Here is a 17,614-nt window from a genome sequence, read left to right as displayed (position 1 = left end):
GCGACGTGTAACAAACCGGCGTTTATGGGCATTTCGCCTAGGGTGCTGCCATGCGAGGAATTCTCCTGGCCGGGGGCACCGGCTCGCGACTGTGGCCACTGACCCACTCTGTGTCGAAGCAACTGCTGCCGGTTTTCGACAAACCGATGATCTATTACCCGCTTTCCACGCTGGTGATGGCCGGTGTCCACGAGATCCTGATCATCACCACCCCTCAAGACCAGTACCAGTTCCGCCGCTTGCTCGGCGACGGCAGTCAACTGGGCCTGCGGCTCGAGTACATGGCGCAGGAGCGTCCGGAGGGCATCGCCCAGGCCTTCCTCCTGGGGGCCGACTTCATCGGCAGCGAGTCGGTGGCCCTGATCCTGGGCGACAACATCTTCCACGGGAGCGGCCTCGGCACCCGGTTGGCCCGCCACGACGACGACCTCAAGGGCGGCAGGGTGTTCGCCTACCAGGTCGTCAACCCCTCGGCCTACGGCGTGGTGGAATTCGACGAGTCGGGCATGGCGCTGTCCATCGAGGAGAAACCGGCCCGGCCGAAGTCCCGCTACGCCGTGCCCGGCCTCTACTTCTACGACCATCACGTCGTGGACATCGCCCGCGGTCTGCGGCCCAGCGCCCGGGGCGAGTTGGAGATCTCCGACCTCAACCGGGTCTATCTGGAGGCCGGGACGCTGCACGTCACGCGACTGGACCGCGGCACCGCCTGGCTGGACACCGGGACCTTCACCTCCATGATGCAGGCTTCGGAGTTCGTCCGGGTGATCGAGGAGCGCCAGGGCTTCAAGGTCGGATGCGTGGAGGAAGCGGTGTGGCGTGCCGGCCTGATCGATGACGACCGGCTCCGGGAACTGGCCCAGCCCCTGCTGAAGAGCGGGTACGGCCACTATCTGCTGGGACTGCTGGAGGACTACCGATATGTCGTCGTGCCCCAGAGAGGCGGGGGATCGCGCCACGAAGAACCCCTGGGCCGGCCCTGAACCGACTGTGCGGCGAAAAGGAGCATTCACATGGAGCCACTGGGTATCGAAGGGGCCTGGGTAGACACGCCCAAGGTGTTCGCGGACGGCAGGGGCAGATTCCACGAGTGGTTCAAGAGTGAAGGGTTTCGTGATTCCATCGGCCAGGGGCTCCGACTCGAGCAGGCCAACTGCTCCCGCTCCGTTATCGGCACCCTCCGCGGCATCCACTACGCATCGGTCCCACCGGGCCAGGCCAAGTACGTCACTTGCGTCAGCGGCGCCGTCCTCGACGTGGTGGTCGACATCCGCACCGGTTCTCCGAGCTTCGGGAGGTGGGAGGCGGTCAGACTCGACGACACGACGCACCGCTGCGTGTACATCTCGGAAGGGCTGGGCCACGCCTTCATGGCGCTGGAGGACAATTCCACCGTCGTATACCTCTGTTCACAGGGATACGCGCCGCAGCGCGAACACGGGATCAACCCGCTCGACCCCGAGTTGGCCATCGCCTGGCCCGAGGAACTCGCCCCGCACCTTTCCGACAAGGACGCCACTGCGCCCACGCTGGAGGAAGCCGGGCGACAAGGTCTGCTGCCTTCCTTCGAGGGCTGCACCGCGTATCGCAGAGGGCTCGCCAAAGGAATCTGCGAGGAAGACACGGAGAATGTAGGTCCACTGAGGCCGCACGGGTGATCCTCGCGCAAGTCGTGGCGTGATCCGTGACCATTCGATTGCCGAGAGATTAAGAATGGCTTTGTCCGTAGCCAAAGGCGACGTGACGCGCATGCGAATAAAGCGCACCGGGTGCGCGCGCTTGCGGCCTGATTCCCTCCCAGTTCCTGAGGAAGGTTCTCTTGAACCGTAGAACGATTCGAAGTTCACGCCTGAGGTCCGCCACGCTGGTGTCGGCGGGCGCTCTCGCGGTGGTGCTCAACGCTGCGCCGAGCTCGGTGGCCATCGCCGACGCGATCGACAGGTCGGGCGTCGACACCACTGTCAGCTCGTACGGTGAAAAAGAAAAGAGCGGCGACCGGGGCGACCGGGGCCCCCAGGGGGCCCAGGGCAAGCCGGGCAAGGAAGGCAAGCGGGGTCCGCAGGGCGCGCGGGGTCCGCAGGGCGCGCAGGGTCCGCGGGGTCCGCAGGGTCCGCAGGGCGCTCAGGGCGCTCAGGGCGCGCAGGGCGCCAACGGTGTGGGTGTCCAGGGTGCTCAGGGCGCGCAGGGTGCCCAGGGCGCAACGGGCGCAGGCGTGCAGGGTGCTCAGGGCGCGCAGGGTGCTCAGGGCGCGCAGGGTGCCCAGGGCGCGCAGGGCGCGCAGGGTAGCCAGGGTGCGTCGGGCGTGGGCTCGATTTCCACCTACGTCGTGCCCGGCGAGGTGGTTTCCGGGTTGGGCGGGACCACTGTCTCGTCGGAAGCCTTCTGCATCGGCAACGATGTCGTCACCGGCGGCGGATACATCGAGGGCCCTCCCAACGTCGTCTCCATGACGCTTAGGAGTACCCCGTTCAAGAGCTCCCCGACCGACGGATGGCAGGCCGCCGGCCAATTCCCGAGCACTGGCACCATCCAGGCCTTCGCGGTCTGCAGCCCGGTTCCTGGCCCGTGACTCCCATGTGAGCGGCGGTGCCGTACCGGCCGCCCGCTTTACCTGGGAATGAACGACGGTGCCCGCGAGGCTTCGGCCTGGCGGGCACCGTCCGCATTCTGCCCGCGCCCGCGGAATCGAGGAATGCGCCGGCTCGTAATCGACAACACCAGCGTGAATCGGTCCTGCCTGCCTGGGAGATGCTGCAGCCCTGAGTAGCGTAAGTGGCGCAGATACTTGGGTGACCAGTCACACCCCCGGTGCTGAACGCCGGGCAGCAAGAAAACTCGGAGAACTATGCGCATCCTTGTGACCGGCGGCGCCGGATTCATCGGTTCGGAATACGTCCGCCGACGGCTGGAATCGGATCCGACAGCGCGGATCACCGTCCTCGACAAACTCACCTACTCGGGGGTCGAGGCCAATCTGGCACCGGTGTCGGAACATTCGGGCTACACCCTTGTCCGGGGCGACATCTGCGAGCCGGACGTGGTCGACCAGGTGATGACGGGCCAGGACGCGGTGGTCCATTTCGCCGCCGAGTCGCACGTGGACCGGTCGATCTACGGGGCCGGTCCGTTCGTTCGCAGCAATGTGATGGGCACGCAGGTGCTTTTGGACGCGGCCCGCCGGCACGGTGTCGGCCGATTCGTGCACGTCTCCACCGACGAGGTCTACGGCTCGATCAGCGAAGGCTCATGGACCGAAGGGTGGCCTTTGGCGCCGAACTCCCCGTACTCCGCGTCGAAAGCCGGCTCCGACCTGCTGGCGCTCGCCTACCACCGCACCCACGGCCTCGACGTGGTGGTCACCCGGTGCACCAACAACTACGGGCCGTACCAGTTCCCCGAGAAGGCCATCCCGCTCTTCATCACCAACCTGATCGACGGGAACACGGTCCCCCTGTACGGAGACGGCCGCAACATCCGCGACTGGCTGCACGTCTCCGACCACTGCCAGGGCATCGAACTGGTCCTGAAGGGCGGAAGGGCCGGAGAGGTTTACCACATCGGCGGCGGGACCGAGCTGAGCAACCACAAGCTCACCGGCCTGCTGCTGGACGCGGTCGGCGCCGGCTGGGACCGGGTCGAGTACGTGGCCGACCGCAAAGGCCACGACCTGCGCTACTCGCTGGACGACAGCAAGATCCGTGAGCAGCTCGGCTACGCCCCGCAGGTGTCCTTCACGGAGGGCCTGGCCGCCACGGTCGCCTGGTACCGCGCACACCGCTCCTGGTGGGAGCCGCTCAAGGAGAGGGCCGAGCTGCGATGACAACCAGCTGGCTGGTGACCGGCGCACGCGGGCTCCTCGGCCAGGACGTGCTGGCCGAGCTCGCCGGCGATCCGGACGCCGAGGTCACGGGACTGAGCCGAGACAGGCTCGACATCACCGACCCGACAGCCGTCCGCGCCGCCGTCACCGGCCACCGAGTGGTCGTCAACTGTGCCGCCTGGACGGACGTCGACGGCGCCGAGCGGTCCGAGGCGGCGGCCACAGCCGTGAACGGCACGGGCGTCCGCCACCTCGCACGCGCCTGCGCGGACAGCGGCGCGCTCCTGCTCCACATCTCCACCGACTACGTGTTCCCGGGCGACGGCCGTCGGCCGTACCCCGAAGACGCGCCGACGGGGCCCGTCAACGCGTACGGGCGGAGCAAACTGGCGGGGGAGCGGGCAGTCCTCGAACTGCTGCCGCGCACCGGCTACGTCGTGCGCACCGCCTGGCTCTACGGCGCGCACGGCCCGAACTTCGCGGCCACCATGCTCGAACTCGCGTCCCGGCACGAGACCTTGGACGTGGTGGCCGACCAGCACGGCCAGCCGACATGGTCCCGGGCGCTCGCCCGGCAGCTGGCCGCCCTCGGCAGTGCCGCGCTGACCGGACAGGCACCGGCCGGCATCTACCACGGCACGGCGGCCGGCCGCACCACATGGTGCGGTCTGGCGCGTGAGACCTTCCGGCTCAGCGGCCTCGATCCCGAGCGGATCCGCCCGGTCGGCTCGGACAAGTTCCCGCGTCCGGCCGCCCGCCCGGCCTTCGGTGTCCTCGGCCACGGCAACTGGCTGCGGGCCGGTCTCGCCCCCCTCCCCCCGTGGGACGACCAGCTGGTGGCCGCCCTCAAGGAACCCGCGTTCGCCGGGTCGGCCGCCGCGGCGCGCGCGAGCGCCCGCCACAGGTAGAAGGCGCCCTGCGGAACCAGATGGGTCCGCAGGGCGCCTTCCCTGGTGTCGTCCGCGCCGCCAGGTACTCAGCGGCTCACGGAACTCCGGAACTCTTCCGGCACTTGGGAAAGGATCTGGTGGTCGACCGCGACCGCATGACGGAACACATCCTCGGCCTCGCCCTTGCGGTGCTGCTCGGCCAGGAGGTTACCCAGTTCCACCTGGATCGCGGTGGCCTTCGGATCGGCGGCAACGGCACGCTTCAAGAGCTCAATGGCCCGGTCGGGATCGCTCGACCTCAGCAGCAACGCCTCGCTGTAAAGCGCGGACATGAATTTCGGATCGGTCTCGAGAGCCTTCTCGTACGCTGCACGGGCATCCGCCGTCCTGCCGTTCTGCTGCTCGATGGCGCCGAGGCCGTACCAGGCGAGCTTGTTCTCGGGGTCCAGTTCCAGCACACGCCGGTAGTCCCGGGCAGCCCCAAGGGAATCCTGGTGCGTCTGGCGCTGAAGTGCGGACTGCAAGAGTGCCTCTGCCGGCTTGCTGTTCCGGGTCACGGACGCGGACTTGGATTCCGACAGCACGGACGACGGGGATTGAAGCGCCCAGACGGTCACCCCGGTGGCGACCGTCGCCGTCGCTACGAGCCCTGCCCACAATCTCCTACGTGTCATTTTGTCACATCTCATGGAATAGCAGAGGATGGATGGATACGTCTTACCTCAGGTGGCCGACACCGACGTTACGAGGCCGCCCCGATGGCGCCGCCGTTCGGCAGGCGCTTGGGGCGTGCAAACCACCCGAATGACAGAGCAGGTGCCCGGCGGAACCTCACGGTCCACCGGGCGCCTGCTGTTCCGCGGGGTCTAGACCAGGAGCTTTCCGCCGCACCGCGCGGTGCCGTCCTTCATCGCGATGAGGTTGGCGACCACGTACGAGATGTCGTTCTGGGAGTGGAACTCACTCGGGAAGTAGGTGACCAGTCGCGACGACTGGAACCGGGCCTCGAGGTCCGGCACGAAGGTGCGGTACTGGTCGTCCGTGTAGTACCAGAACGAGTTCTCGTTGTAGTAGGCGACGTGCGTGGGGTCCTGGTACGCGCCGCGGCCGTCGGAGCTGGGCGTCATGGTGAGGAGCATGCCACCGGGCGCCAGCAGCCGGTACAGCTCGTTGATCAGCGGCACCTTCGCGGGCACGTACTCGAGGAAGTCCCTCGCCCGCATCAGGCCGACGGAGCCGTCGGGCAGGTCCAGCTTCCCCGGCAGGGTCGCGACGATGTCGACACCCTCTCCCGGCCGCTGGTCCACGCCGACGTAGCCCGGCGGCTTCCGGTGGGCCGCGCCGAGGTCCAGCGCGAGCAGTCCGCGCCGGTAGGTCCAGGCGAGGGCGTTGGCCTCGATGTACTTGTCGTACAGGGCGACCGTCCGGCGCTGGATGTGCGCGTTGATCTCCGGGTCGCTCTGGGTGTTCCCGGAGTGAACCCGCTGGAGGTACAGGCAGCGGTTGATGTGGTGGAAGTCGCCGACGTGGAAGAGGCGGCACATCAGGTCCTGGTCGTCCAGGACCGTGAGCTCTGCGTCGTACCCGCCGGCCTTCTCGTAGCTCTCCTTGCGGAACGCCCGCACATGGTTGGGCGCGTACCAGATGTAGGCGACGTTGTGCGGCGTCGGCGCCAGGGAGACGACCTGCAGCAGCTTGCGGCCGTCGACCTTCACCTCCTCGTACTGCCAGCCGAACGTCTCGTCGAAACGGTTGTCGTCCCGCTTTCCGTCCTCGGTGATCTGCGCGGTGTTGCTGTAGACGAAGACGGCCTCGGGATGCGCGTCGAACGCCTTGCTAAGCTCCGCCAGGCACGCCTTCGCCAGCAGGTCGTCGTGGTCGAGTTCCACGAGGATCTCGCCGCGGGCCAGTTCACAGGCCCTGCGCTTCGCCGCTCCGACGCCCTTGACGTCGTCCGCGATCTCCACGCGGACCCTGTCGTCGTGCCGCTCCGGCCGCCACCGGGCGCCGTTGTTGAGCAGGACGATCCACTCCCAGTCGGAACAGGTCTGCGCCTGCAGAGTCGCCAGGCACTCATCGAGGAAACGGGGCCGGTGGCTGGGGGTGAAGACGGAGAACTTCGGTGTCGCCGTCGACGTCATCTGTTGCTCCCTGCTTGGCTCGATGTCGGTGAGGGTACTGAGGAGTCAGGAATCACCGGAATTCCTCCGGCACTTGGGAACGCAGTGAGGGATCGGCCGCGACCGCACGACGGAACTCGTCCGCGGCTTTGTCGTCACGGTTCTTCTGCGCCCAGATCCGTCCGAGGCGCAGATGCGCCGTGGCCGCCTTGGGATTGCCGGCAATGACACGCTTCAGGAGCCCGCCGGCCCGGTCGGGATCGCTCGACTCCAGCAGAAGCGCCTCGTTGAAGAGAGCCGACGGGAACGCCGGATCGATCTTCAGGGCCTTGTCGTAGGCCGCACGGGCATCGGCCACCCTGTCATCCTCATGCGCGATGACTCCCAGGTTGTACCAGGCGAACTTGTTCTGCGGGTCCAGCTCCAGGACTCGCCGGTAGGTACGGTCGGCCCCTTCGAAGTCGTGGTGCTCCTGCTGCAGAATGCCGGCCTGCAAAAGCGTATTGGCATCCTGCAGGTTCTGTTTCGCTGGTGACGGGGCCTTGGAATCCGGGGGCACTGCCGAGTAGGAATGAATCGCCCACGACGTGACTCCGGTGGCAACCACAGCCACACCGAAGAGCCCCACCAACAATTGCCTACGTTTCACTGTGTCACATCTCGTGGAATAGTGAGGGACGATGGCGTGCCGGAGTCCGAACCACCGTCATTTCCACCGACGTTACGAGGCAGTGGTGATGCAGCCGCCGTTTGGCGGGCACTAAGGGCGCGCGGTCCACCCGAATGTACGCGTCGTGTGCACAAAAAAGTGGTGCCTGGTCCGCACGTCGCTGCGGATGCGCGCGGACCGGGGCCGTTCGCGGGGCGCCGTGGGGCTCAGTGGGACGCGAGTTCGCGGGGTTCGGCGGCGGATACGTGGGCGTCCATGCGCTCGGCTGCCAGGATCGCGGCGGCGGTGTCGGCGCGGGATGCCGCGACGACGAGGGCGCGTCCGGCGAGGGCGTGCGCGCGCTGGTGGAGGGCCGCGATGTGCGGCTCGTCCGTGGCCGCCGCCCGCACCGGCGGCACCCCGCCCCGCAGCCGGGCCACCTGCGCGGCGAGACGCTCGGCGGCGGTGTCCAGGTCGGCGGACGGCGCGAGCGCGCGGATCTCGTCCGTGACCGCGAGCAGCGCGGCGAGGTGACCGGCCAGCTGGATGTCCAGCTCCTCTTCGCGCGACCGGTGGGGGAAGTCCGAGGGGGCGGTGCCGGCCATCGTGTGGACCGACTTGGTGCGGATCGGTTCGTACATGGGACGGCCTCCTGTGCTCTGACAGGAAACCATCCTAGCTTAGATTTCGTCTAAAGTTGAGCCCGGTCGCGGAACTCGCCGCGCCCGCGCACGCAGCGTGAGCGTCACGGCTGGCTGTAGCCGTCCAGGAAGTTCCCGATCCGGGTCACCGCGTCGGTCAGGTCCCCGACCGTCGGCAGCGTGACCACCCGGAAGTGGTCGGAATGGGGCCAGTTGAAGCCCGTCCCCTGGACGACCATGATCTTCTCGCGGCGCAGAAGATCCAGCACCATCTGCCGGTCGTCCTTGATCTTGAACACATTGGGGTCGAGGCGCGGGAAGAGATACAGCGCCCCCTTCGGCTTCACACAGCTCACGCCCGGGATCTGCGTCAGCAGCTCGTACGCCACATCCCGCTGCTCCTTCAGCCGTCCGCCGGGCAGGACGAGGTCGTTGATCGTCTGCCGGCCGCTGAGCGCCGCCACCACGCCGTGCTGCCCCGGCATGTTCGCGCACAGGCGCATGTTCGCGAGGATCGTCAGGCCCTCGATGTACGAGTCCGCGTGCGCGCGCGGGCCCGAGATCGACATCCAGCCGACCCGGTAACCGGCCACCCGGTACGCCTTCGACATGCCGTTGAAGGTGAGGGTGAGCAGGTCGGGGGCCACCGCGGCGGTCGCCGTGTGCGTGGCGCCGTCGTACAGGATCTTGTCGTAGATCTCGTCCGAGCAGACGAGGAGGTTGTGCCGGCGGGCGATGTCCGTGAGCCCGCGGATCATCGCCTCGTCGTATACCGCACCCGTCGGGTTGTTCGGGTTGATGATCACGATGGCCTTGGTGCGGTCGGTGACCTTCCGCTCCACGTCCGCGAGATCGGGCATCCAGTCGGACTGCTCGTCGCAGTGGTAGTGCACGGCCGTACCGCCGGACAGGGACACCGCGGCTGTCCACAGGGGGTAGTCCGGGGCGGGGACCAGCACCTCGTCGCCGTCGTCCAGCAGGCCCTGCATGGCCATCACGATCAGCTCGGAGACGCCGTTGCCGATGAAGACGTGCTCGACGTCCGTCTCGATGCCGAGGGTCTGGTTGTGCATGACGACGGCGCGGCGTGCGGCCAGCAGGCCCTTCGCGTCGCCGTAACCGTGCGCCGACGACACGTTCCGGAGGATGTCCTCCAGGATCTCGGGCGGGCAGTCGAAGCCGAAGGCGGCCGGATTGCCGGTGTTCAGCTTGAGGATGCGGTGCCCAGCGGCTTCCAGCCGCATCGCCTCCTCGAGCACCGGGCCCCGGATCTCGTAACAGACGTTGGCGAGCTTCGTCGACTGGATCACCTGCATGTCAGGGAGCTTACGGCGCGGTAACGCCGCACGGGTGGTGCTTTCCACCACATGAGACGCGGCGTTTTGGGTGGATATCGCCGCGCGCTGTGTCGCCGGCCCCTCCCGTCTCTATAATCCGCCGCTATGTCCATGCCACCTCATGACGGCAACGGGGCGCACGGTGCTTACGAGCCCCAGGAGCCGCCGAACGTGTACCACCCGCAGGCTGCCCCGGCTCCGGCGTACGACGAGTACGCCGATCCGGCGGCTGCCCACGGCTGGGAGAACGCGTACGACGAGACGCGTGAACTGCCTCCGGTCGCCGCCGACGCGAGCGGTGCGGGCGGTGCGGGTGGTGCGGGTGGTGAGAGCGGTGCGGGCGGTGCGGGCGGTGAGCCCGGCGAGGGCCGGGGTGCCGGCTGGGCCGGCGCGGACGCGCGCCGGCACGGCTCCGGTGGGCGTTCCCGGCGCAAGCCCAGTCCCTGGCGCTCGCGCCGCGTGGTGGTGGCCGCGGGAGCGGCGGGTGCCGTCTCGGCGGCCGCGCTGATCGCCGGGTTCGCCTTCTCGGGTTCGCCGTCCGGGGCCCAGGACAAGGACGACCGCACGGGGTCCACGGCGGGGGAGTCCGGGGCGCCCGCGGAATCGGACGGGGCCTCGGCGTCGGACACCGCGCGGACCGGCGGCCCGTCGGGCAGCGGGGAGTCGTCCGACTCGGCGTCCGCCGCCCCGTCCCCCTCGGCGAGCGGCTCCGCCTCGGCCGGGACGAAGCCGAAGGACCGCTCGAGCGGGTCCCCCACCGCCGGCGCGACGACGACCTCCGATCCCGTCCCGGCCACCTCCTCCCCGAGCCAGGTGAGGGACAAGCCAGGACATGGGCCAGGCGGCACCAAGGGCCCCAGGTAGCCCCTGTCTTGCGGTGATCCCATGCGGTGATCGTGGAGATCCGGCGACGTCCGGCCTGAAACGGGGCCCGGCCTGAAACAACTCCTTGTACCCCTCGCGTGCGCCTGTTCACAATGCGCATGACAAAGCTACGGCGACCGGAGATCTCCGGTCGCCTTCGCCGCAAGAGGGGACCCCCACATGAGAAAACCTCTGGTCGTCGCGCTCTGCGCCCTGGCGATAGCCGGGGTCGGCGCGACTCCCGCGGCCGCGGCCGAGCCGACCGCCACGGGCTCGGGCACGGCCGCGGAACCGGGTGCGATCACGTCCGTGGTCAACGACGTGGTCACGTCCGCCACGGCGAGCATCTCCCGGCTCACCGGACCGTCGGCCCAGGCCGTCGACTTCGCCGGCACCGTCGCGCTCAGCAACTGCTCCGGCTCCGTCATCCGTTTCCCGGACTCGGAGGACGACGACCCGGCGCTGGTGATGTCCAACGGCCACTGCCTGGAGTCCGGTTTCCCGGCGCCCGGTGAGGTCGTCGTCGACCAGGCCTCCAGCCGCACCTTCGGCCTGCTCAACTCCGCCGGCACCCGGGTCGCCACCCTGCGCGCCGGCAAGGTCGCGTACGCGACGATGACCGACACGGACGTCTCCCTGTACCAGCTCACCACCACCTACGCGCAGATCAAGAGCTCGTACGGCATCAGCGCGCTCACGCTGAACGACACGCACCCGGTCGCCGGTACCGCGATCACGGTCGTCTCCGGTTACTGGAAGCGGACCTACGCCTGCAACGTCGACGGCTCCGTCTACCGCCTCAAGGAAGGCCAGTGGACCTGGAAGGACTCGGTCCGCTACACCTCCGCCTGCCAGACCATCGGCGGCACCTCGGGCTCGCCGGTCATCGACAACGCCACCGGCAAGGTCGTCGCCGTCAACAACACCGGCAACGAGGACGGCGGCCGCTGCACCGACAACAACCCGTGCGAGGTCGACGCCGACGGCAACGTCACCGTCCGCCAGGGCATCAACTACGCCCAGCAGACCTACCAGATCCCGGCCTGCTTCGGGATCGACAACAAGCTCGACCTGAGCGCGAGCGGCTGTACCCTGCCCAAGCCGTAAGGACTGTGCCGAGGCGGGCGGTCACCGGGGAGTACGGCGGACCGCCCGCCCCGCCAGTACGTCCGTCCTGCGCCCGTCCTCGATCACGAACCGGCCGTCGACGAGGACATGCGGGATGCCGGCCGGCAGCGTGCGCGGCGCCTCGAAGGTCGAGCCCGCCGCGACCGTGGCCGGGTCGAAGAGGACCACGTCGGCGCGGTAGCCCTCGCGGACGAGTCCGCGGTCGGGCAGCCGCAGGCGGGCGGCGGGCCTGCCCGTGAGATGGGCGACGCACTCCTCCAAAGACAGCACGCCCAACTCCCGTACATACCGGCCGAGATACTGCGGGAAGGTGCCGTACGCGCGCGGGTGCGGCTTGTCGCCCCGCGCGATGCCGTCGGAGCCGCCCGTGTGCACGGGGTGCCGCATGATCGCCTGGACGTTCTCCTCGTGGCCGACGTGCTGGAGGATCGTCGAGCCGAGGCCGTCGTCGACGAGGAGGCGGCGGGCGGTGACCCAGGGGGCCTCGCCGCGCTCGTCGGCGGACTGCCGGACCGTCCTGCCGACATGGGACGCCAGCGCCGGGTCGCCGACCCCCGAGATCTCGATCGTGTCCCACTCGATGGGCACGCCGTGGCAGCCGTCGGAGCCGATGACCTCCATGTGATGCCGGATCCGCTCGGCCGTCGCGTCGTCCTTCAGCCGGGCGAGGACCGCCTCCGGGCCGCCCTCGCTCGCCCAGCTCGGCAGCATCGCCGCGAGGGTCGTACTGCCGGGGGTGTACGGGTAGGTGTCGAGGGTGATGTCGGCGCCCTGGGCCAGCGCCTTGTCCAGGAGGGCGAGCAGGTCGGGGGCCCTGCCCTTGTTCACGCCGAAGTTCATGGTGGCGTGCGCCAGATGGAGCGGGCAGCCGGCCTCGCGGGTGAGGGCCACCATCTCCTCGTACGCCGCCAGGGCGCCCGCCCCGTACGAGCGGTGGTGCGGGCAGTAGTAGCCGCCGTACTCGGCCACCACCCTGCACAGTTCGGTGAGTTCGGCGTCCTTGGCGTACATCCCGGGCGTGTATGTCAGCCCGGAGGACATGCCGACGGCGCCCTCGCGCATCCCGTCGGCGACCAACTGCCGCATACGGTCCAGCTCTTGGGGTGTCGCCTCGCGGTCGTCCCAGCCGACGGCGAGCATGCGCACCGTCCCCTGCGGGATGAGGTAGGCGGCGTTGACCGCGATGCCCTCGCCGTCGAAGCCGTGGTCGAGGCGGTCCAGGTACTCACCGACCGACCGCCATGTGAAGTCGATGTCGTCGCCGGAGCCGTTCCAGCCGGTGATCGCCTTGCGGACCTCGGCGAGCGTACGGTCGTCCACCGGCGCGTACGACAGCCCGTCCTGGCCGATGACCTCCAGGGTCACCCCCTGCGCCGCCTTCGCGCTGTGGTCCGGGTCCCGGAGCAGCGCGAGATCGCTGTGCGCGTGCATGTCGATGAAACCGGGGGCGAGGGCGAGTCCTTCGGCGTCAAGGACCCGGCGTGCGACGGGACGTTGACAGCCGGCCGCCGCGGCCTCCTGGACGATCGAGACGATCCTGCCGCCGTCCACGACGACGTCGGCGCGGTACGAGGGGGTGCCGCTGCCGTCTATGACGTCCGCGTCACGGATGACGAGGTCTTCCACGGGTGCTCCTTGGCAGCTCAGAAGTACGTACGGATGTAGTCGACGACCGTGCCGTCCGCCTCCACCAGCGGAATCAGCTGCCACTTGTCGAAGGACGTGCAGGGGTGGGAGAGGCCCATGCCGAGCCAGTCGCCGACCGCGAGGTCCGCCTCGGGGGCCGTACGCAGCCAGGCGTGCTGGTCGGAGAGGGCGGTGACCTCGATGCCGGTGGCCGGGCGCTCGGTGCCGTCCCGGCGTACGACCTGGGCGAACGGCAGGTCCAGGTCGTACGCCGCGTCCCGCTTGCCCGCGTTGGCGAAGGCCTGCTCGGCGGAGGGGCGGGAGACGACCTGGGCCCAGAGGCGGAAGGCGGGGTGCAGGGCGCCCTCCTCCGGGACGCGGGTGAAGGGCGTCAGCTTGCGGTAGTGGCCGTCGTCGTGCGAGACGTAGGCGCCCGAGCGCAGCAACTTCAGGACAGGGGAGCTCAGTTCGGGGATCTCCGCGAACACGTCGGCCACCGCGTCGAACCAGGCACTGCCGCCCGCGCTGACGACGATCTCGTCGAGACCCTTGAAGCGCCCGGCCCCGTCGAACTCCGCCGCCAGCGCGGTCAGCCGGCGCAGCCACGCGTGCACGCGCTCCGGGTCCGCCTGCGGGACCTCGCCCTCGTAGCCCGCCACGCCGACCAGACGGAGCGACGCCGTCGCGGCCACCGCGTCCGCGACCGCCGCGCACTCCGCCTCTGTACGGACGCCGGTGCGGGCGCCCTCACCGGCGGCGAGTTCGACGACGACGTCGAGGGGGCGGGACGTGCCCCGGAGCGCCGCGTCCATCAGTTCCACCCCGCGTACGGAGTCGACGTAGCAGATGAAGCGGAAGTTCTCGTCCGCTGTCAGCTCGGCGGCGATCCAGCGCAGAGCCGCCGCGTCGACGAGCTCGTTCGCGAGGAAGATCCGGTCGATGCCGAACTCCCTGGCCACGCGCACCTGGTGCGGCACCGCGAGCGTGATGCCCCAGGCGCCGTGCTCGATCTGCTTCCAGAACAGCTGCGGGGCCATCGAGGTCTTGCCGTGCGGGGCGAAGGCGAGGCCGTGGCGGGCGGCGTACGCCTCCATGAGTTCGAGGTTGTGCGTCAGGCGCTCGGCGGAGAGGGCGAGGACGGGGGTGGTGAAGCCGTCCGTGAAGAGGTTGCGGCGCTGGGCGGCCAGCTCGCGGACGGTCAGGCCGTCGGCATCCGGGGGGAGGCCCTTGAAACGGTGGTCGACGCGTTCCCCGGCGAGATGCGAGAGCGCTTCGAGGGTCTTGTTGGTGGTCATGCGAGGCTCCCAAGTGACGTGTTGCGCAATCTGCAGTACGCGCTCCGTAATTCGCATCCCGCTGTTTAGTATCGGGGATCGCGGAGGTACGTACGCCGTCACCAGGAGGCCGACTGCGCGAGCACGGCCTCGTCTACCGCCAGTCCGACCAGCGCCACCGCCTCGGCGCCCGCCTCTTCGCCCTCGCCCAAGAGGCCGTCGAAAAACTGGACATCCGCGAGGTCGCCCACCCCCACCTCGTACGCTTCAACGAGCAGTGCGGGCACACCGCGGACCGGCGCTCCCCCAACGCCGAGACACTGCATCTGCCGGAGGCCACCCCCACCACCGGGGACAGACGACGAACCGCCCTGACGGCGATTCGTCTCTCCCTGCCCTGCTCCGCGGGGGCTTGCGGCTCCGTCCCGAACGTCGTCGTCACCGCCGACGAACTCCTCACCGTCCTCCCGCCGGTGCGCCGTACCGTGGACGCCATCAGCGGTGACTTCTCCGGAACACCCCCCACGAAGGAAGCCAGTTCATGACAGACAAGATCGCTCTCACCCCCAAGACCCACACCACCCCGCCCGCCAAGTTCTCGCACGGCGTGAAGAAGGGGAACATCCTCCAGGTCGCCGGCCAGGTCGGCTTCCTCCCGGCCGAGGAGGGCAAACCCCCGACGCCCGCGGGCCCGACCCTGCGCGAGCAGACCCTCCAGACCCTCGCCAACGTCCAGGCGGTCCTCGAAGAGGGCGGCGCCACCTGGGACGACGCGATGATGATCCGCGTCTACCTCACGGATACCGCCCACTTCGCCGAGTTCAACGAGACCTACGACCAGTACTTCGCGGGCCTTACTGAGGCGCCACCTGCTCGGACCACGGTGTACGTCGGGCTGCCGAAGAGGCTTCTCGTCGAGATTGACGCCTTGGCGGTACTCGGCTGATTGTTCGTGGTTCGTATAACAGCCGTGCAGCTAAGTAGGGGCTGGCTGTGTCCGCCACAGGATCCTCGACCATACTGCCCGCTGTGGAGCAGCGCATAGGTTCGAAGAGCCAGCCCCTGGACGCCGCCGCCGTGAACCCGGCGCACATCCCCGGGCTTACGTCACCCGTGCCCGCCGTGCCGAAGGACGCGGAGCCGAAGGACGAGGTCGTCGAGGAGGCCGAGAAGGCCGAGGAGGCCACGACGGAGGAAACGGTCTCCGAGGGCGAGGCTCTCGAAGACACCGAAGCCGAGGCCGAGTTCGAGGCCGAAGCCGAGTCTGACGCCGAGGCCGAGCCCGAGCCCGAGGCCGAGCCCGAGGCCGAGCCCGAGGCCGAGCCCGAGCCCGAGCCCGAGCCCGAGGCCGGGGCAGACCCCGAGCCCGACGCCGACCCCGACCCCGACGGTCCCGTCTTCGAGGCCTCCGACCGGCGCGCCTCGATCAAGGCCGACCACAGCGGCGTACATCTGCGACTGGACGACCAGGAGGCGGAGTTCCGCTGGGACGAGATCGGGGCCGTGGAGACGGAGTCGCCCCGCTTCGGCAAGCGGTTCACGGTCACGGTGCACACGCCGGACCACCGCTGGTACCCGATCGAGATCGAGGCGACGGCCCGGGCGCGCTTCAAGGAGTGGGAGACGCGGCTGGACGAGGTCCTGGACGCCTACTTCCAGGAGTAGGCGTCCAGGGCGGGCTCGGCGGCATCAGCCGCAGTACTGCGCCTCCTTGCCGATGGACCGGTACATACAGTCCGCGTTCTCCAGCAGTTGCAGCACCGCGTCCCGGTTGCGTGACGTCTCCCGCTCGATGACCTCGTCGGGCGGGTAGAAGCCGCCGCCGGAGCTGGACCTCGGGTACATCTCGAAGGTGTACCCGAAGATCTTCTGGTTGCCCCACAGCCAGTCGTCGATCGACCCGTCGGTGATGTACAGGTCGCTGGACTGCTCGGCCGTGTAGCCGTTGCTCGCGGCCATCTTCCCGCCGACGGTGGCGAACGCGTTGCGGTCGTCGGCCGTCATCCCGGTCGTCGTGTCGGCGGTGGTGTACCCGAAGGGCCACAACACCAGTTCGCTGTATGTGTGGAAGTCGATGCCCGCCTTGATCTGCTGCGTCCCGCCGACGACCCGGCTGCGCACGAAGTCGGCGACGACCTTCACCTCGGGCGCCGACTCGGCCGCCGGACCGCGGTACGTCTCCGAGGACGTCGAGCCGGACGAACCGCCGCAGCAGCCCCAGCGGTAGTTCCAGTTGCGGTTGAGGTCGGTGCCCACGAACGACGAACCGCTGTTGGGCTGACGGTTCTTGCGCCACGAGCGGTAGGAGCCGGTCGCGATGTCGTACTCGCCGCCGTCCGGGTTGACGTCCGGGACGATCCAGATCTCGCGGTTGTTCACCATGCTGGTGACCCGGGAGTCGGTGCCGTAGTCGGAGGTCAGCTCGCGCAGCAGGTAGAGCGCCATCTCGACGGTGAGGTGCTCGCGGGCGTGCTGGTGGTGGGTGAACAGCACCTCCGGCTCGGACTCGTCCGTGGCGACGTTGTCGCTGACCTTGAGGGCCACGATGTTCCGGCCCTGGTACGAGGTGCCGATGACACGCTGGCTCACGAGGCCCGGGTGGGCCGAGATGACGGAGCTGATCTCGTTCGTCATCTCCGTGTAGTTGTGGTACCTCGAGTCGGCCGACGGGAAGTCGAGGAGCCGTACGTCGTCCTCGCCTGCCGAAGGGTCGGGCACCGCGCCCAACGGGGTGACGTCGTAGCCGAGTTCGCGCAGCTTCTCGATCTGGGCGGCGCGGCCCGAGATCACGACGCCGTGGTCGTCGGCCTCGTCAACGCTCACGCCCGCCTGCTGGAGCGCCGTACGGTCCTTGACGGTCGAGTGCATGTGGACCTCGTACTGGCGGATGTCGTCCGCCGAGGCCGCCGGGCGCTTGCCGCTGGTCGCGGTGGCGTCGGTCGCCGTGGCGGCGAGGGGAGCCGCGAGCGCGAAGGCCGCCAGGGCGGCCAGGGCGGCGGTGCGTCTGCCGCCTCGGGCGCCTGAGCCGCGTATGCGAAGTCGCATGAAATCTCCTTGTTTCTCCAGGGGTTCCGGAGTTCCGGGATCTCCGGGGTCTCCGGATGTGGGGAGTGGAGCTGGGGGGTGCTTCTCTGCGACGTACGGGGTGCGGATGTGGCGCTCATGGTGGGCGTGTGGCATGACCAGGTCAAGGCAGTGGAGGGGTTGATGGCGGAAACCGGCCGATCACCGGCCGGCCGGCGGCCGATCACCGACCTCCCGCCGG

Annotated in this window: 17 protein-coding genes and 1 pseudogene; 10 read left to right on the top strand and 8 right to left on the bottom strand. The window is 69.0% G+C overall.

Translation table 11 applies throughout. From position 1 onward, the window contains the following. Window positions 1-50: 50 nt before the first annotated feature. From rfbA to rfbD, 5 genes are all read left to right on the top strand, one after another. Window positions 51-983: a glucose-1-phosphate thymidylyltransferase RfbA gene (gene rfbA, locus C4B68_RS14580; protein ID WP_099499594.1), complete on the top strand. Its 933-nt coding sequence runs from the start codon at window positions 51-53 to the stop codon at window positions 981-983. A 30-nt stretch (window positions 984-1,013) separates the two neighbouring features. Next, window positions 1,014-1,658 carry a dTDP-4-dehydrorhamnose 3,5-epimerase family protein gene (locus C4B68_RS14575; protein WP_099499595.1) on the top strand — a complete coding sequence of 215 codons (645 nt, stop codon included), beginning with the start codon at window positions 1,014-1,016 and terminating at the stop codon, window positions 1,656-1,658. A 230-nt stretch (window positions 1,659-1,888) separates the two neighbouring features. Then, a complete protein-coding gene (locus C4B68_RS41075) occupies window positions 1,889-2,569 on the top strand; it encodes a hypothetical protein (protein WP_218963931.1) in 681 nt (226 codons plus the stop codon). 276 nt (window positions 2,570-2,845) lie between these two features. After that, complete coding sequence (gene rfbB / locus C4B68_RS14565) at window positions 2,846-3,820, top strand: dTDP-glucose 4,6-dehydratase (protein WP_099499596.1); 975 nt, start codon at window positions 2,846-2,848, stop codon at window positions 3,818-3,820. Continuing rightward, on the top strand, window positions 3,817-4,728 hold the full coding sequence (gene rfbD, locus C4B68_RS14560; protein ID WP_099499597.1) for a dTDP-4-dehydrorhamnose reductase: 912 nt from the start codon (window positions 3,817-3,819) through the stop codon (window positions 4,726-4,728). The genes rfbB and rfbD overlap by 4 nt, the downstream gene beginning before the upstream one ends. A gap of 68 nt (window positions 4,729-4,796) precedes the next feature. Here rfbD and C4B68_RS14555 read toward each other — a convergent pair whose 3' ends face one another. From C4B68_RS14555 to C4B68_RS14535, 5 genes are all read right to left on the bottom strand, one after another. Then, on the bottom strand, window positions 4,797-5,327 hold the full coding sequence (locus tag C4B68_RS14555) for a tetratricopeptide repeat protein (protein ID WP_167459091.1): 531 nt from the start codon (window positions 5,325-5,327) through the stop codon (window positions 4,797-4,799). A gap of 249 nt (window positions 5,328-5,576) precedes the next feature. Continuing rightward, window positions 5,577-6,851 carry a glycosyltransferase gene (locus C4B68_RS14550; protein WP_099499599.1) on the bottom strand — a complete coding sequence of 425 codons (1,275 nt, stop codon included), beginning with the start codon at window positions 6,849-6,851 and terminating at the stop codon, window positions 5,577-5,579. A gap of 52 nt (window positions 6,852-6,903) precedes the next feature. Continuing rightward, a complete protein-coding gene (locus C4B68_RS14545; protein ID WP_143674260.1) occupies window positions 6,904-7,458 on the bottom strand; it encodes a tetratricopeptide repeat protein in 555 nt (184 codons plus the stop codon). Between the two features lie 248 nt (window positions 7,459-7,706). Next, complete coding sequence (locus tag C4B68_RS14540) at window positions 7,707-8,120, bottom strand: SCO4983 family protein (RefSeq protein ID WP_099499601.1); 414 nt, start codon at window positions 8,118-8,120, stop codon at window positions 7,707-7,709. Between the two features lie 104 nt (window positions 8,121-8,224). Beyond that, the gene (locus tag C4B68_RS14535; RefSeq protein WP_099499602.1) at window positions 8,225-9,436 is read right to left on the bottom strand and encodes a pyridoxal phosphate-dependent aminotransferase; all 1,212 of its coding nucleotides are present in this window, start codon (window positions 9,434-9,436) and stop codon (window positions 8,225-8,227) included. Window positions 9,437-9,562: 126 nt separating this feature from the next. Between C4B68_RS14535 and C4B68_RS14530 the strand changes: the two genes are divergently transcribed. Next, window positions 9,563-10,321 (top strand): hypothetical protein, encoded by a 759-nt coding sequence (locus C4B68_RS14530; RefSeq protein ID WP_143674262.1) that lies wholly within the window; start codon window positions 9,563-9,565, stop codon window positions 10,319-10,321. 180 nt (window positions 10,322-10,501) lie between these two features. Then, window positions 10,502-11,428, top strand: a complete 927-nt coding sequence (locus C4B68_RS14525; RefSeq protein WP_099499604.1) for a S1 family peptidase — start codon at window positions 10,502-10,504, stop codon at window positions 11,426-11,428. Between the two features lie 21 nt (window positions 11,429-11,449). Here C4B68_RS14525 and C4B68_RS14520 read toward each other — a convergent pair whose 3' ends face one another. Together C4B68_RS14520 and C4B68_RS14515 are read right to left on the bottom strand one after the other, a co-directional pair. Further along, window positions 11,450-13,075, bottom strand: coding sequence for an N-acyl-D-amino-acid deacylase family protein (locus C4B68_RS14520; protein ID WP_099499605.1), 1,626 nt, complete (start codon window positions 13,073-13,075; stop codon window positions 11,450-11,452). A 17-nt stretch (window positions 13,076-13,092) separates the two neighbouring features. Then, window positions 13,093-14,370 (bottom strand): amino acid deaminase, encoded by a 1,278-nt coding sequence (locus C4B68_RS14515; protein ID WP_099499606.1) that lies wholly within the window; start codon window positions 14,368-14,370, stop codon window positions 13,093-13,095. A 113-nt stretch (window positions 14,371-14,483) separates the two neighbouring features. On the opposite strand from C4B68_RS14515, the pseudogene C4B68_RS44715 reads away from it, so the two are divergent. From C4B68_RS44715 to C4B68_RS41865, 3 genes and pseudogenes are all read left to right on the top strand, one after another. Beyond that, window positions 14,484-14,894 (top strand): annotated as a pseudogene (locus C4B68_RS44715) (hypothetical protein); the annotation flags it as partial. Next, on the top strand, window positions 14,891-15,295 hold the full coding sequence (locus tag C4B68_RS14500) for a RidA family protein (RefSeq protein ID WP_099499607.1): 405 nt from the start codon (window positions 14,891-14,893) through the stop codon (window positions 15,293-15,295). The pseudogene C4B68_RS44715 and the gene C4B68_RS14500, both read left to right, overlap by 4 nt. Before the next feature lie 83 nt (window positions 15,296-15,378). Then, the gene (locus C4B68_RS41865) at window positions 15,379-16,014 is read left to right on the top strand and encodes a hypothetical protein (RefSeq protein ID WP_167459090.1); all 636 of its coding nucleotides are present in this window, start codon (window positions 15,379-15,381) and stop codon (window positions 16,012-16,014) included. Window positions 16,015-16,038: 24 nt separating this feature from the next. Here the strand turns inward: C4B68_RS41865 and C4B68_RS14490 are convergent, their stop codons facing one another. Further along, window positions 16,039-17,394 (bottom strand): M14 family metallopeptidase, encoded by a 1,356-nt coding sequence (locus C4B68_RS14490; protein WP_099499608.1) that lies wholly within the window; start codon window positions 17,392-17,394, stop codon window positions 16,039-16,041. Between the last annotated feature and the right edge of the window lie 220 nt (window positions 17,395-17,614).

This window comes from Streptomyces dengpaensis (genome assembly GCF_002946835.1).
GTDB lineage: Bacteria > Actinomycetota > Actinomycetes > Streptomycetales > Streptomycetaceae > Streptomyces > Streptomyces dengpaensis.
Note: the sequence above shows the minus strand (reverse complement) of the source record. Positions and strands in the feature narration are given on the sequence as shown.